Raw genomic sequence first — 18,161 nt, 5'->3', positions numbered from 1 at the left:
ATAAAACAATGTGATATGTATAATAATCAACTCAATAAAATATTGATTGTAACGAGATGCGTTCCAATGAGATCGTTTTGTGATGTTATTTTTCTGATACCCTGCGACACTTACCGGCATACGGTGCAATATGGGGTAAAGTTTAATATTATTCAATTAAATACCACTCCCAGTATGACTATTTTACTTGCTATTCTTTGCCATAGAGAACGAGGCGAATTACCCTTCACATATTACGTGTACACATCTGGCTCTCCGCACTGTCCGTATTTGCTGTTCATTTATAAAAAGGATCAGCATCAATCACGCCTAATAGGTAGAATTTTAATTATCACGGGCATTTAAAATAAACCCAATATATTCAGAAGTGAAATCATGAAATTAAGGCTAATTAAACTAGCCTATATCACCACCAAAAAACACATTACCATGATTACACCTTCGATTATTTTCTCATAATTATCTATTACAATAAATATTCCCAACAATAACACTACAATTAAAGATATAATTTTGATGCCGAGGCAATCAACAAAACAAAATAAAATCAACAATAAAATCCGCTTGAGATCACACAATATAAAATAGCAACAATAATAACAAAGAAACCTAAAAAATAACTTATATGGGAATGATAAATTCCCTTATTCTATTTTAATGCATAAAAAATCCGGTATAATAAATACATACCGGATTATCACACTAGAACTAAATAATTGAGTACTTCCTTAATATATCAGTATTACGAAGCCTCCTCGTCATAGTTGATTGCCAACGCCCTATTCAAAATCTGAGCTAAAGCGGTTTTATTTTTATCATCCTCCAATAAACTAAAATGGTTACCCGGAGTAGCAATCAACTGAAGTGAAGTATCAGATACTATCTGCGCCCAACCCAAAGACGGTTCTATATTTACAGGTTCTGGCTTTTCATCCACCACAAAAGAAACAGCAGGAGAAGGTTCTACCGCATAGAACTGATGCAGCGTTATCGCTAATGCCGGCGGCTCATAATCCGCAACGATTTGTGTGTAACGTTCAATCTGCCGCCAACATTTTGCAATCACATCAGCACACAGGTTTGCTGGATATAACGCCAATTCTTGCGCCGCGGCAATAAACTGAACCAAATCCAGCTCATCAATTCGCCGATATAACGCCGCAATCTCTTCTTTACACGCCTCCTCTGACTGCCGGGCCAACTCAGTAAAGAAATGGTGTGTGGATTGCATGGCCTCTTTGCCAAAATAATGAGGCGCAGGCGTATCAATCAGTCCCAGGAAATTGACCCGCTCACCAGAGCTCAAAAGCTGTTGAGCAATGGCATAAGCCAATATCCCACCAGAAGAATAGCCGCTTATCCGGTATGGACCTGCCGGTTGAACGGCTTTCATTAAGGCGATCATTCTGGCTGCCTGCTCTTCCATCGTTAACATCGGTTCTTCACTGATGGATGGCCAAGGTAGCGCATAAATCGGGTAGCCCGACGGGATATGTTGAGCCAGCCCGAAGACATAAGAATAATCACCCATGCCACTGGGAACAAAGAACAGCGGCAATCCTGCTCCATCAGGTCGCACCGATATAGCGCTGCTTTGCGGCTGAGACAATAAATCTGAGGTGATTTTTGCAGTCAATTCGGCCAGAACCGGGAATTGGAACAAAGTATTCAGTGTAAAAATCAATCCTCGGCCAGCGGCAAGATTCATCATTCGCATAGCAAGCAATGAGTGACCGCCCAACGCGAAGAAATTGTCATACCGGCTAACCTGCTCAATCCCTAGCAATTCACACCAAATCTCTGCTAATACGGTTTCCTTTTCGCCTTGTGGCGCCTCGTAAGCCTGACGAGCAAACGCTTCACTGTCCGGCTCCGGTAACGCATGACGATCCAACTTACCGTTTGGCGTCAATGGAAAAGCGTCCAGACGCACAAAGGCTGACGGCACCATATAGCCAGGCAAAATGGCGCTCAGGTAGGTACGCAAACTATTCGCCAGCCCCTCATCCGCTTGCGCCGCCACATAAGCCACCAAGCGTTTATCCTGCCCTTCACCCAACGTCAGCACCACAGCTTGACTTACCGCAGGATGCTCCACCAACCGGGCCTCAATTTCACCCGGTTCAACTCGGAAGCCGCGAATTTTCACCTGATGATCATTACGCCCTAGGAACTCCAAGTTGCCATCCGGCAAGTAGCGAACCAAATCCCCAGTGCGATACATCCGTACATTTGGATTATCGTCAAACGGATCAATCAGGAAGTATTCAGCGGTCAGTTCAGCACGGTTGAGATAACCCCGCGCCACACCCGCTCCCCCAATATACAATTCTCCCACCGCGCCTAACGGTACTGGCTGCCCCTGAACGTCGAGCAGGTAAACACGGGTATTCGGCAGCGGACGACCAATGATATTGGCCTGCCCCATCCCCTCGCTTAGGCAGGATGTCGTTGTAGTAATCGTAGCTTCTGTCGGACCATAGCAATTAACCAGAACAGGGTTTTCACCGTGAGTCGATAGCCAACGTTGTAATTCATGATCAGGTATCGCTTCCCCACCAATGCAAATAATTCTTACGCCCTGATAGATATCGTCTTCATTAACATTTGATATTATCCGCCAGAATTGAGCGGGTATCGCAATGTAGGTAATTTTATAAGACTCGCACAGACGCCAGAACTCCTGCGCACTCAGGAGCCACTGATCTGTTCTCAGAACTAATTGTGCTCCCAGTGTTATTGCGCAAAATATTTCTGATGCACAAACGTCAAAAGAGGGGTTGCAAAATTGTAATATACGGTCAGATGCGTTAAGCAGCCACTTCATGTTCAACGAAGTAATTTGACTAACCAGTTGCCTATGTTCAACCATCACCCCCTTTGGCGTGCCGGTCGAACCGGAGGTGTAAATCACATACGCCAGATGCCGAGAGGTCAATTCCGTTACCTGTGGATTGCTGTCTGGCTGATCAGGCAATGTATTCGGATCAAGCACTGTCAGCCCGGTCAGCACGTTCTCGCCCAACGTTGTACGTCCAACGGCATCAGCCAACAAAATAACCGGTGAAACATCGTCCAAAATATGTGATAGACGTTCGCCCGGATAATCCGGGTCCAGCGGCACATAAGCCGCGCCTGCTTTCAGCGCCGCCAACAATCCCACTACCATCGCCGGTGAACGGGTCACGCAAATCGCCACCCGCTGGTCCGGTTCTACACCTAGCGCAATTAGCTGATGGGCCAACCGATTAGCGCGGGCATTCAATTCGGCATAACTAAGAGCTTGCTCCTCATACACTAACGCTGTCGCGTCCGGGGTTTGCTCTACCTGTTGTTCAAATAATTGATGAATACATAGCGGGTTAAAATACGAGGTTTCCGTCGCATTCCAAGTGTTCAACAGCAACGTACTCTCTGTTTCAGGCAGAATGTTCAATGTCCGTACCGGCGTTTCCGGGGTCTGTTCCAGCGCCGCCGCCAAGCTCTCCAGCGCCTGTTGCATATAGCCACATACCCGTTCAGGCTCAAACGGCTGGATCACTTGAGCCGTCAGCCCCAGTGCGTCACCAAAATCTTCCACCGACAAGGCAAACGGATAGTTGGTAAACTCCTGCGCCCCAAGGAATTCAACGCCGTCCAGCGTTCCGTCCAAAGGATCAGGCTGATCATTATGCCGGTAGTTCAACAAAGCGCTAAACAGTGGAATGCCATCCAACACCCCGCTACAACGCTGGGCCAGCGCCAGTGAGGCATGTTCATGTTCCAACAATCCCGCTAACCGGCTATGTACTGCCTGTACACTATCACGCACCGGCGTATCATCCATATCCAGTCGCAACGGCAAGGTATTGATAAACAGCCCCATGCCGCTGTCAACCCCTTTCGCCACCGCCATGCGTCCAAATATTACGGTACCGAACACCACCTGTTCCTGTCCGCTGGTACGCGACAATACCTGCGCCCAAGCCAAATGACATAAAGCCGCCAGACTCACCCCCAAACGCCGGGCTTGACCACGCAAGCGGTCATTCAGCTCAGGGGCCAGCATTCGCTGCGATTCCGTCACCTGCGAGCCATCACGATGCACCTCCGTCAATCCGAACGGCAGCGTAGGTTCATCCACCCCGGCTAACATGTCGGAAAAGAAACGGATATGCGCTTCCTGACTTACCCCCAACCGGGCCTGCGCCACCAAATTGCGGAAAGGCGTCGGCGTTGGCAGGCTCTCCTCCTGCCCGTCCAGATAAGCCTGGACTTCACGATTCATCACGTCCAACGTGGTATGGTCGCCAATCAGATGATGCAATAATTGCAGTACAATCCAACGGCCATCGGTTTCCTGTGCTATCACAAAGCGTAATAACGGGGCTTCGTTCAGGTCTAAACGATGGTGACGGGGATCAAAACGCTCAGCCAATTGCCCGCTAACCGGTCCATCGGCTGGGTTTAGTGTCAGCTCAGTCACCGACAAGGATGCCTGACGCCAAACCACTTGGGCGGGCACTGACAATCCTTGCCAGATAAAGGCAGTACGCAGGATATCGTGTCTATTAACTACCTGTTGCACCGCCGCCAGATAACGATCCAGCACAGTCCGCTCAGTAAAGACCATCTGACCGGTTAATAAATAGGGGTCCCCTTTGTTTGCTAGTAGATGATGGAACAAAATACCGTCCTGCAATGGCGACAGGGCATAGATATCCTGAATATTAGCAACCCCGCCCGGCACTTGCCCGACGATGCGGTCAATGTCGATTTGGGTCAAATCAATTAGCGGCAACATTGCCGGTGTCAGCGTCGTAGTTGCCGGGGTGATCACGTTACCCGGCACGATTACGGCCTGATGCCGCCCCAACGTTTGCGCCAAATCTGACAGCACCGGAGACTGGAACAGATCACGCGCCGCCAGTGTCAACCCCAATTGACGCAAGCGTTCAATCATCCGTACAGCAAGCAGTGAATGGCCGCCCAACGCAAAGAAGCTGTCATGCCGACTAACCTGTTCAATCCCCAGTAATTCACGCCAAATCGCCGCTAATGTCATTTCCGTTTCGCCTTGCGGCGCTACGTAAGCCTGACGAGCGACGGCTTCACTGTCCGGTGCCGGTAGCGCCCGACGATCCAGCTTACCGTTCGGCGTCAACGGAAACGCATCCAACCGTACAAAGGCTGACGGCACCATATAGTCAGGCAAAATTTTGCTCAGGTAAGCACGCAAACTATTCACCAACCCGTCATCCGCAGGCGCTACCACATAGGCCACCAGCCGTTTGTCCGGCCCATCACCTAGCGCCGATACCGCCGCCTCACGCACCGCCGGATGCTCCACCAGACGCGCTTCAATTTCTCCCGGTTCAATGCGGAACCCTCGGATTTTCACCTGCTGGTCATTACGGCCGAGGAATTCTAGATTACCGTCCGGTAGGTAACGGGCCAAATCCCCGGTGCGGTACATGCGCGCATCAGGTTCATCACTGAACGGATCGATCAGGAAACGTTCGGCGGTTAACTCAGGACGATTGAGATAACCTTGAGCGACCCCATCGCCACCGACATAAATTTCACCGATCACACCCGGCGGCACCAGCTGACTATACGCATCCAGCAAATAAACCCGTGTATTCGCTATTGGCCGGCCAATAGGTATCCGGCTCGCTCCCTGCGGTAACGCCTCGATAGGATACATGGTGGTAAAAGTGGTCCCTTCACTCGGACCATAGGCTTGCAAGAGTTGTTGTGGAGGACGATTATCCAGAACCTGAGCAATCACCTGTAAATCGGGGATATCTCCCCCGAAAATTAGGATCTTAATTTGCGGAAGAATGGGAGATAACTCTGCCGCCAACCGGTTAAACAACCCGATAGTCAGCCATAAAACTGTGATGCGGCGCTCCTGTAAAGTCAGCACTAACTCCTGTGGCGTCAATAAGGTGGCGCGGTCGATAACCACTAAAGCACCACCGTTAAGCAACGGCGCCCAAACTTCAAACGTGCTGGCATCGAAAGCCGGATTAGCCGTAAAAGCAACCCGATCCTCCGGTCCGATGTTGGCATAGCCATTATTGATAACCAGCCGAACCATAGCGCGATGCCGCACTAAAACCCCTTTGGGTGTGCCGGTAGAGCCGGAGGTGTACATGATATACGCCAATTCTGTGCTGGAACGCGGCACATCAGGGTTGATACGATCTTGCTCTCTGTTCGCACTTTTCTCATTCGAGAGACGCAACAGCGGAATCGGCAAGTTAGCCGGAATATCAATCCGTGTATCGGTAAGCAGCAACCGAGCGGAACAATCACTTATCAGCCAATTTTTCCGTTCATCCGGCATACTGGGATCAACCGGCACGTAAACAGCACCGGCTTTGAGAATCGCCAATTGAGCCACCACCAGTTCCATCGAGCGCTCTAACAGGATTGCAACATGGTCATCTGACCGAATTCCCTGTTCAATTAGTTGATGGGCCAATCGGTTAGCACACGTATTCAGTTCCGCATAGCTTAAGGTTTTATCTCCCGCTATCAGCGCCGTCGCCTCCGGGGTTTTCTCTACTTGCCGCTCAAACAATTGATGAATACATAACGCGTCAGGATAAGCGGTTTCCGTGGCGTTCCAAGTTTCCAGCAACAGTGTGCGTTCTGTTTCGGGCAGGATGTTCAAGGCGCGTATCGGTGTCTCCGGCGCTTGCTCCAAAGCTTCCACCAGACTCTCCAGCGCCTGCTGCATATAACCGCACAGGTTTTCCGGATCAAACGGCCGCACTACCTGAGCCGTCAGTCCCAAAGATTCGCCAAAATCCTCCACCGACAGCACAAATGGGTAGTTGGTTCGCTCCTGTGCGTCAAGAAATTCAATACCGCTGATCAGTTCATCTGACGTTGCCGACAAAGCATTGTGCCGATAGTTCAACAGTGCGCTAAAGAGCGGAGTACCGCTGGCAACCCCACTGCAACGTTGAGCCAGCGCCAGTGAAGCATGCTCATGCGCCAATAATCCGGCCAGTCGGGTATGGGCGGCCTGCACGCTGTCCCGCACTGGGGTCTCATCGATATCCAGCCGCAACGGCAAGGTATTGATAAACAATCCCATGCCATTGTCAGCACCCTCACCCGCCTGCATACGCCCAAACAGCACCGTACCAAACACGACACTCGGCTGACCACTGGTACAGGACAACACCTGCGCCCAGGCCAAATGACACAGCGCCGCCAGACTGACGCCCAAACGCCTAGCCTGACTACGCAAACGGTCATTTAGCTCAGGAACCAACATCCGGTGAGATTCCGTCACCTGTGAACCGTTACGATGCACCTCCGTCAATCCAAACGGCAACGTGGATTCATTCACCTCCGCCAACATCTCGGTAAAGAAGCGGGTGTGTTCTTCCTGACTGACACCCAACCGGGCCTGCGCCACCAGATTGCGGAAAGGAACCGGCGCCGGCAAGCTCTCTTCCTGTCCCATCAGATACGCCCGGACTTCGCGGTGCATCACTTCCATCGTTTCATGATCGCCAATCAAGTGATGATGCAATTCCAGTAACAGCCAACGACCATCCGTTTCTTGAGCGATAACAAAACGCAGTAACGGGGCTTGGCTCAGGTCAAGTCGATAGTGAGCGGGATCAAAACGCCGGGTTAACTGGTCACTGACCGGACCGTCAGCCGGGTCCAGAACCAGTTCAGTCACTGACAATGGCGCCTGACGCCAGACCACCTGCGCCGGCATTGACAATCCTTGCCAAATAAAGGCGGTACGCAGGATATCGTGCCGATCAATGGTCCGTTGAATCGCCGCCAGATAACGATCCAACAGCGCCCGGTCAACAAAGACCATCTGGCTGACTAACAGATACGTATCACCTTCATTCTCCAGCAGATGATGGAACAAAATACCATCCTGCAATGGCGACAATGCATAAATATCCTGAATATTCGCCACCCCGCCCGGTACCTGTCCGACGATGCGGTCAATGTCAGACTGAGTTAAATCAATCAGCGGCAACATCGCCGGTGTCAGCACCGTTGTATCCGATGTAATACCGTTGTCAGGCCCCCGGATTTCATCATGCTGAACCAGAGACTGCGCCAGAACACGGAGTGTTGGATGTTGGAATAGCGTTTGTACCGATACGCCCAGACCGATACGCCGCAATCGTTCAATCATGCGCACAGCGAGCAATGAATGGCCGCCTAGAGCAAAGAAGCTGTCATGCCGACTAATCTGCGCAACATCCAGCAATTCACACCAGACAGCCGCCAGCATCGTTTCTATCTTCCCTTGCGGAGCCTCATAGACCTGACGGGCAAACGCCGCCTCCTCCGGTGCCGGCAATGCCCGGCGATCCAACTTGCCATTCGGTGTCTGCGGGAAGCTATCCAGCCGCACAAAGGCCGCCGGTATCATATAGTCCGGCAAAACTGCGCGCAGGTGTTCACGTAAATCAGCAGTCAATCTCTCATACGCTTGTGCCGCTACGTAAGCCACCAGCCGTTTGCCCAGCTCATCATCCAGCGCCAGCACCGCCGCTTCTTGTACCGCCGGGTGTTCCACCAGCCGAGTTTCAATTTCCCCCAGTTCAACCCGGAAGCCGCGAATTTTAACCTGTTGGTCGTTACGACCGAAGAATTCCAGCTCACCGTTCGGCAGATAACGCGCTAAATCCCCAGTGCGATACATTCGCGCATTGGACGTCGGACTAAAGGAATCCGGTACAAAACGTTCCTCGCTCAGTGTCAGCCGATTCAGATAACCCCGTGCCACACCTACGCCGCCAATATACATTTCACCCACGCAGCCCAATGGCACAGGTTGGCTGTATTTGTCCAACAGATAGACACGAGTATTTCTAATCGGTCGACCGATAGAACGATCATCTGCCGGGGATACTATTTCTTTACAGGTCGCCGTCACGGTATTTTCCGTCGGACCGTAGGCGTTCAATAACTGAGGTCGGCGGCCTTCCTGTCTAAACCAGTCCTGAATAGCGTTCTTTTTAACTGCCTCACTGCCAATGATGATCAACCGGAGACACGCCGGCAACGATAATCCGTTGTCTCTGGCCGCCAGTTCAGACCAGAATAAGGTCGGCAGAAACATCACCGTGATACGGCTTTGCCGGGCTAAAGCAATAAATTCCGCCATTGAAGCCAGCCAGCTATCATCACGAATCACCAGCGTGGCGCCGCTGCATAATGACGAGAAGCACTCTTCCACTGAAACATCAAACGCAAAAGCAGCAAATTGCAACACCCGGTCTTGCGCGGTGATGACATAGGGTTCATTAACCCCCAGATAACGTTGATACACCGCCTGATGTTCTACCATCACCCCTTTCGGCTGCCCGGTTGAACCGGAGGTGTAAATCACATAAGCCAGATGCTGTGGCGTCAATGCGGTCACTAATGGATTGCTGTTCGGTTGGTCAGGCTGGATATTCGGATCAATTACCGTCAGCCCGGCCAACGCCTCGCCACCCAGTGCGGCCTGTCCGATCGCATCAGCCAAGACCACTGATGGGGCTGTGTCATGCAGGATATAGGTCAGGCGCTCCTCCGGGTAAGTTGGGTCCAGCGGCACATAAGCGCCGCCGGCTTTCAACACCGCCAACAACGCCGCCACCATCGCTGGTGAGCGTGCCACGCAAATCGCTACCCGTTGCTCCGGTGTTACGCCAAACGCAATCAGTTGATGGGCCAATCGGTTGGCGCAAGCATTTAATTCGGCATAACTCAGTGTCTGCTCTTGATACACCAGTGCCGTGGCCTGCGGGGTTTTCTCCACTTGTTGTTCAAACAACTGATGAATACATAACGCCTCAGGATACGGGGTCTCCGTGACGTTCCAGGTTTCCAGCAACAATGTGCGTTCCGTTTCAGGCAGGATGTTCAGTACCCGTACCGGCGTCTCAGGGGCCTGCTCAAGGGCCGCTACCAAACTCTCCAGCGCCTGCTGCATATAATCGCATAGACTTTCCGGATCAAACGGTTGCACCACATGAGCAATCAACCCCAATGTAGCGCCATCGTCCTCCACCGACATCCCGAAAGGGTAGTTAGTGCTCTCCTGTTCGCCCAGGAATTCAATCCCCTCCATCGTTTCATCCAAAGGAGCTGACTGATCATTATGGCGGTAGTTCATCAGGGCGCTAAAGAGCGGCGTACCGCTGGCAACCCCACTGCATCGTTGAGCCAGCGCCAGTGAGGCATGTTCATGTTCCAACAATCCCGCCAGCCGGGCATGTACTGTCTGTACACAATCCCGTATCGGCGTATCATCGATGTCCAGCCGTAGCGGCAGGGTATTAATAAACAACCCCATCCCACTATCAGCCCCTTCTCCCGCGGTCATGCGCCCAAACAGCACGGTGCCAAACACCACTTTCTCCTGACCACTGGTACGCGACAATACCTGCGCCCAAGCCAAATGAAACAACGCCGCCAGACTGACGCCCAAACGCCGAGCCTGACTACGCAGACGGTCATTCAAACTGGCCGTCAACAGTCGATGGGACGCTATCTCCTGAGATCCGTCACGATGCACATCCGTCAGCCCGAACGGCAGCGTTGGCTCATCCACCTCCGCTAGCATCTCAGTAAAGAAACGGGTATGCGCTTCCTGATCTCCCCCTAATCGGGCCTGAGCTACCAGATTGCGGAACGGTACCGGGTCAGGCAAGCTATCCCCTTGTCCGGCAAGGTACGCCTGCACTTCACGGTTCATCACTTTCATTGCGGTATGGTCGCCAATCAGGTGATGCTGCAATTCCAGTAACAACCAGCGGCCATCGGTCTCCTGTGCCGCCACAAAACGCAACAGCGGGGCCTGACTCAAATCGAGACGATAATGACGGGGGTTAAAACGTTGAACGAGTTGATCACAAATCGGGCCATCAGCCGGGTTCAGCGCCAGCTCAGTCACCGACAAGGATGCCTGACGCCAAACTATCTGAGCCGGTACTGACAACTCTTGCCAAATAAAGGCGGTACGCAGAATATCGTGACGAGCAATCACCTGTTGTACCGCCGCCAAATAACGGTCTAACAGAGAGCGATCAGCAAAGGCCATCTGACTGACCACCAGATAGGGATCGCCTTCGTTTGCCAATAAGTGGTGGAACAAAATACCGTCCTGCAATGGCGACAGGGCATAGATATCCTGAATATTAGTCATCCCGCCCGGCACCTGCCCGACGATACGGTTAATCTCAGCCTGAGTCAGATCAATCAGCGGCAACATTTCTGGGGTAATTTTCGTCGTCGCTGGCGTAATCACATTCGGCGGCACCGCCATAACCGGTTGCCGCCCCAGTGTTTGTGCTAATTCAAACAACACAGGCGACTGGAACAGGTCACGCACCGCCAGCGTCAACCCTTGGTGACGCAAGCGTTCAACCATCCGTACAGCGAGCAACGAGTGGCCGCCTAACGCAAAAAAGCTATCATACCGGCTGACCTGTTCGATCCCCAGTAATTCATGCCAGATTGCCGCCAGCGCTATTTCCGTTTCTCCTTGCGGCGCAGCATAAACCTGACGAGCCAAGGCTTCATTGTCCGGCGCCGGCAATGCCCGGCGATCCAGCTTACCATTCGGGGTCAGTGGAAACCCATCCAGACGCACAAAGGCTGTCGGCACCATGTAATCCGGTAGAATGGCGCTCAGGTGATCACGCAGACTCATCGCCAGCTCCTCATGAGCTTCCGCCGCCACATAGGCCACCAACCGTTTTTCCGGCCCATCGCCTAACGCCAACACCGCCGCCTCTCGCACCGCCGGATGCTCCGCCAGACGATTCTCAATTTCCCCCGGTTCAATGCGGAAGCCACGGATTTTAACCTGTTGGTCATTACGACCCAGAAACTCCAAATTGCCATCCGGCAGATAACGGGCTAAATCCCCGGTCCGATACATGTGCGCATCCGGTTGATCACTAAAGGGATCTGTCAGGAAACGTTCAGCAGTTTGGTCAGGGCGATTAAGATAGCCACAGGCCACTCCATCTCCCCCCACATAAATCTCACCAATCGCACCTGACGGTACCGGCTGACCATAAGCATCCAGCAGATAAATACGTGTATTGGCTATCGGCCGACCAATGGGGATGCGAGTCACTCCCTGCGCTAATGCCACAATAGGATACATGGTGGTAAACGTGGTTCCCTCACTCGGACCATAAGCCTGCAATAATTGTTGCGGCGGACGATTATCCAGAACCTGAGCAATCACATGTAAATCGGGGACATCGCCACCGAAAATCAGGATCTTAATCTGCGGCAGAACCGGGGATAACTCCGCCGCCAACCGGTTAAACAACCCGATAGTCAGCCACAGAACCGTGATCTGGCGGGCCTGTAAAACCCGCACTAACTCCTGTGGTGTTAATAACGTGGCGCGGTCAATAACCACTAATGCCCCGCCATTGAGTAACGGCGCCCAGACTTCAAATGTGCTGGCATCGAAAGCGGGATTAGCTGTAAAAGCAACCCGATCATCCTGACCAATTTCGGCATAACCATTATTGATAACCAGCCGGGCCACCGCACGATGGGGTACTAACACCCCTTTTGGGGTACCGGTGGAACCAGAGGTGTACATGATATACGCTAAATCAGCGCTGGAACGCGGGAAATCAGGGTTGAGGCAATCTTCCTCTCTGTTCATATCTGTCTCATCAGAGAGACAAAACAGCGGAACCAAGAGGCCGACAGGAATCTCGGATTGTTCATCAGTAATCAGCAATTTAGCTGAGCAGTCATTTATCAACCAGTTTTTCCGCTCATCCGGCGCACTGGGATCAACCGGCACGTAAACGGCACCGGCCTTAAGAATAGCCAATTGAGCTACCACTAGTTCTATTGATCGCTCTAGCAGAAGCGCAATATGATCACCGGGACGAACCTCTTGTTCGATTAACTGATGAGCTAGCCGGTTAGCACGGGTATTCAGTTCTGTATAGCTTAGGGTCTTATCGCCTGCTATCAGCGCCGTCGCCGTTGGAGTTTTCTCCACCTGTTGTTCAAACAACTGCTGGATACATAACTGTTCAGGATAGACGGTCTCCGTGGCGTTCCAAGTTTCCAGCAACAAGGTACGCTCCGCTTCCGGCAGAATATCCAATACCCGAACAGGCATTTCCGGGGTTTGCTCCAGCGCTGCCGCCAGACTCTCCAGCGCCTGTTGCATATAACCGCATAGGCTTTCCGGATCAAACGGTTGCACGACTTGAGCCGTCAGCCCCAGAGTAGAACCGCCATCCTCTACCGACAGCACAAACGGATAGTTAGTGCGCTCCTGTTCGCCGAGGAATTCAATCCCGGCCATTGTTTCATCCAAAAGATCTGGCTGCTCATTATGGCGATAGTTCAACAGGGCGCTAAAGAGCGGCGTACCGCTGTCAACCCCACTGCATTGTTGAGCCAGCGCCAACGGGGCATGTTCATGCTCCAACAATTCAGCCAGTCGCAAATGCGCCTCCCGCACACTGTCCCGTACCGGGGTCTCATCCATATCCAGCCGCAACGGCAGGGTATTGATGAACAATCCCATTCCTTCCCCCACGGCCATGCGCCCAAACAGGACGGTACCAAACACTACTTTCTCCTGTCCGCTGGTACGCGATAACACTTGCGCCCAGGCCAGATGACACAACGCCGCCAGACTGACACCCAAACGCCGGGCCTGACTGCGCAGACGGTCATTTAACTCAGGAGCTAACATCCAGTGAGATTCCGTCTTCTGAGATCCATCACAATGCACACCTGTCAGCCCAAACGGCAACGTTGGCTCATCCACTGCCGCCAACATATCGGTGAAGAAACGGGTATGCGCCGCCTGACTCACTCCCAACCGGGCCTCGGCCACCAGATTACGGAACGGCACCGGCGCAGGCAAATGCTCCCCCTGTCCGGCAAAATAGGCTCGCACTTCACGGTGCATCACTTCCATCGTTTCGTGGTCGCCAATCAAGTGATGCTGTAATTCCAGTAAGAACCAGCGGCCATCGGTTTCCTGAGCGATAACAAAATGCAGTAGCGGCGCCCGACGCAAGTCAAGACGATACTGAGCGGGATCAAAACGCCGGGTTAACTGGTCAATCACTGAGCCGTCAGCCGGATCTAGCGTCAATTCTGTCACAGGCAATCGTGCCCGGCGCAAGACCACCTGCGCCGGGACTGACAATCCTTGCCAGATAAACGCCGTCCGCAAGATATCATGGAGATCAATCGTCTGTTGTACCGCCGTCAGATAACGCTCCAGCAAAGAGCGGTTAGCAAAAGCCACCGGATAGAGCACCAGATAGGGGTCACCTTCCTGTTCCAACAGGTGGTGGAACAGGATACCGTCCTGTAACGGCGACAACGCATAGATATCCTGAATATTTGTCATTCCCCCCGGTACCTGCTCGACGATGCGGTCAATGTCAGTCTGAGTTAAATCAATCAGCGACAACATCTCCGGCGTTAGCTTTGTGGTGGCCGGAGTGATGACGTTAGGCGGGACTATCACAGCCTGATGCTGTCCCAACGTTTGAGCCAATGCAGACAGCACCGGCGACTGGAACAGATCACGCGCCGTCAGCGTCAAACTCAGATGACGCAAACGCTCAATCATCTGCACGCCGAGTAGGGAATGACCACCCAACGCAAAGAAACTGTCATGTCGGCTGATTTGTTCAATGCCCAATAACTCACGCCAGATGGCCGCCAGAGCGATTTCAGCCTTCCCTTGCGGGGCTTCATAAATCTGACGGACAAAATCGTTTTCCCCTGGCGCAGGCAGCGCCCGGCGATCTAACTTGCCACTCGGGGTCTGCGGGAAGGTATCCAGACGTACAAAGGCCGCCGGCACCATATAGTCAGGCAAAATGGCGCTCAAGTATTCACGCAGATCAGCCGCTAATCTCTCATTCGCTTCCGCCTCTATATAGGCCACCAGCCGTTTGCCCTGATCGCCATCCAATGCCAGCACCGCCGCCTCTTGTACCGCCGGGTATTCCGTCAGGCGGGTTTCAATTTCCCCCAGTTCAATTCGGAAACCACGGATTTTAACCTGCTCATCGTTACGGCCCAGAAATTCGAGGTCACCATCCGGCAGGTAGCGGGCCAAATCCCCAGAGCGATACATCCGTTCGCCGGATACCGGACTAAAAGGGTCCAGCATAAAACGTTCCACGCTCAACGCTGGCCGGTTGAGATAACCCCGAGCCACACCCACGCCGCCAATGTACATCTCGCCCACGCAACCTGCGGGTACCAGTTCGCCATATTTGTCCAACAGATAGATACGAGCATTTTTAGCCGGTCGGCCGATAGAACGGGCATCTTCCGGGGATAGCACATCCTTATAGGTCACCGTCACGGTGTTTTCTGTCGGGCCATAACCATTCAATAGCCGGGGCCGGTGGCCCGCCTGCCTAAACCACGCCTGAATGGCGCTCTTTTTCACCGCCTCACCCCCAATGATGATGAGCCGGAGACAATCCGGCAGCGGTAATCCATTATCTCTGGCAGCCAATTCAGACCAGAATAAAGTCGGCAGTGACATCACCGTAATACGATATTGTCGGGTTAAGGCAACAAATTCTGGTATCGAAGCCAGCCAGCTATCATCCCGGATAACCAGTGTGGCTCCGTTGCATAATGACGAGAAGAAATCTTCCACTGAAACATCAAACGCAAACGCGGCAAATTGCAATAGCCGGTCTTGCGCAGTGACCGCATAGGTGTCATTAAAACCCAGATAACGTTGGTAAATCGCCTGATGTTCCACCATCACCCCTTTCGGCTGCCCGGTGGAGCCGGAGGTGTAAATCACATAGGCCAAATGCTGCGGCGTCAACGCCGGGATCTGCGGGTTGCTGTCGGGCTGGTCAAGTTGGATATTCGGGTCCAGTATCGTCACTCCTACCAGCGCCTGTTCGCCCAGCGCCGCCCGGCCAGCTTCATCAACCAGCGCCACTGACGGCGCACTGTCACTCAGGATATATGCCAGACGTTCCCGCGGATAAGTCGAATCCAGCGGCACATAAGCCCCACCGGCTTTCAGCACTGCCAGCAATGACACCACCATCATCGGTGAGCGCTCCACACAAATCGCGACCCGACGGTCCGGTGTGACGCCCAGCGCAATCAGTTGATGAGCCAGCCGGTTAGCACGGGTATTCAATTCCGCATAACTGAGGGTCTGTTCTTGATATTCCAGCGCCGTGGCGTGCGGGGCCTGTTCTACCTGTCGCTCAAATAATTGATGAATACATAATGGGTCAGGATAAGGGGTTTCCGTGGCGTTCCAGGTTTCCAGTAGCAAGGTATGTTCGGCTTCAGACAACAAATTAAGCTGCCAGATAGGAATTTCCTCTCCCTGTCTTTGTGACGCTGCCAGCATCTGTAAATGTTCACCCATGCGCAGAACCACTTCTGTACTTAGGCGATTTTCATCGTAGATCCAACGAAAACCGCCCTGCGCATTGATTTGCAGCGTCAGTAATTCGCCCTGTGGCACCTGATCACACGGCCTATCTTCCGCTATGACAGAAACGGCTATCCGCCACGGACAATGAGTTGTCAACGCCGGAATAGCCCATAATGAAGGAGAGCGCGAGAGGAGATCTCGACTAAATGTGTGGTACCGGGTCAACCGGGCCAACTCGCCATCCAACCCGTTCGCTGCCACATGCCAAGGCTTATCAAACTCCACCTCAACGACCATTGGCGCCACCGGCGACAAATCTGTCGACTTATCGTTTACCCCATCCACGCACCAACCAATTTGGAATGTCGTTTGCTGAGTCAAACGCGCAAGATAGATAACAAATGCCTGCAACAACGTTTGCAATGGCTCCTCTTCACCATTTTTTGGCAACGGGGGCTGCCAGTCACTGATTACCCAACTGGGTTCCGCTGGTTCTTCAACGGTTTCAAAAGGTAATTGGAGGGGTTGCAAAGCAGCGAGACGTTCACACCAAAATGATTCACTGGCTGTAAACATCTGGGGAATATTCTTTACATTCTGAGTCGGTGGTAAAATGTCATTTACGTTGGTTATATTTTCTGACGTCTGAGAGAGGAGTTCAGCTTTAAAAGCACTTCCTGCTTGAACAATGCTATCTTTCATTTACTACCTCAACGAATCTGTTAGAAATTTGGAAACTGTCATCTCTGACAACCATCACTAATATTTCTTTCTCACTTCTTGCCCCCAAGAAATAAAAACGGACACCTCTAATATCAATTCAAGATATTCAGATGTGGAATGCTATAGCCCGGCTAACAACAACCAATTAACAATTTATTGACATTAATTTTCCTGACAACAGAATAAATAATTTATTTTATGCTCCGGAATAAGACATTCCATTTTTGTTTCCGTTTTTTTAGATAAGTTCGATTAATTAACTGCAATTTTAATTGGCTAATATTGAATTCCATTATTTAAAATGGAACCGTTAACTATATTTAATTGTACATAAACACTAAATCACCACTGTATTTTATCTATTTTCTATTAATATCCAATTGGAATTATTCCAAAAACAAATGAGAAATTTATAAAAATAAAACGAGCAAATCACCCCTCAATTACCAAAAAAGTTTACTTTGATAATTACTTATAAAATAAATTCTTTATCTTAATAATTAACCAATATCTCAATTACAAATGTAACTTATTCAACATTTACAAACCATCCTATATATTCAATTATTTGAAGATATAAGTCTGGGTTAAAGTAATGCATAACACCCTATTTTTCAACAAATAAATAATATAGTTAATGTAAATACCGTAAACGAATCAATACAAATTAAAATTAAATTCATTATATTGTTTTATAATAATAAGATTATAAAGTCGATATAAATATGACTACATTTAATACCATAAAGAAACAATTTAAAACGAGAAATAGCTTTATTACACACTATTTTGAAACAAACATTATTTTTATAAAACAATAAGAGCCTATCCCAATAGGCGTAATTGTTTCAGGTCATTCTTATCAATGAACAGTGAACACGGACAACGCGGAAAAACCGGAGCGTACACATAGTACGTGAGGATGACTCGCTTCGCTGTGACATTTGTTAATTTATAGTTCAATTTCAAGATATCAGAGGAATATATAGACATTATATCGGTCAATATTAACGATGAGAAATATATG

General features: G+C 51.0%; 1 protein-coding gene. It reads right to left on the bottom strand.

Annotated elements, in window-relative coordinates; translation table 11 throughout:
• Nucleotides 1-742: 742 nt before the first annotated feature.
• Complete coding sequence (locus tag Phpb_RS19050; protein ID WP_065391740.1) at nt 743-17,113, bottom strand: non-ribosomal peptide synthetase; 16,371 nt, start codon at nt 17,111-17,113, stop codon at nt 743-745.
• Nucleotides 17,114-18,161 lie beyond the last annotated feature (1,048 nt).

This window comes from Photorhabdus namnaonensis (assembly GCF_001684335.1).
Classification (GTDB): domain Bacteria; phylum Pseudomonadota; class Gammaproteobacteria; order Enterobacterales; family Enterobacteriaceae; genus Photorhabdus; species Photorhabdus namnaonensis.
Note: the sequence above shows the minus strand (reverse complement) of the source record. Positions and strands in the feature narration are given on the sequence as shown.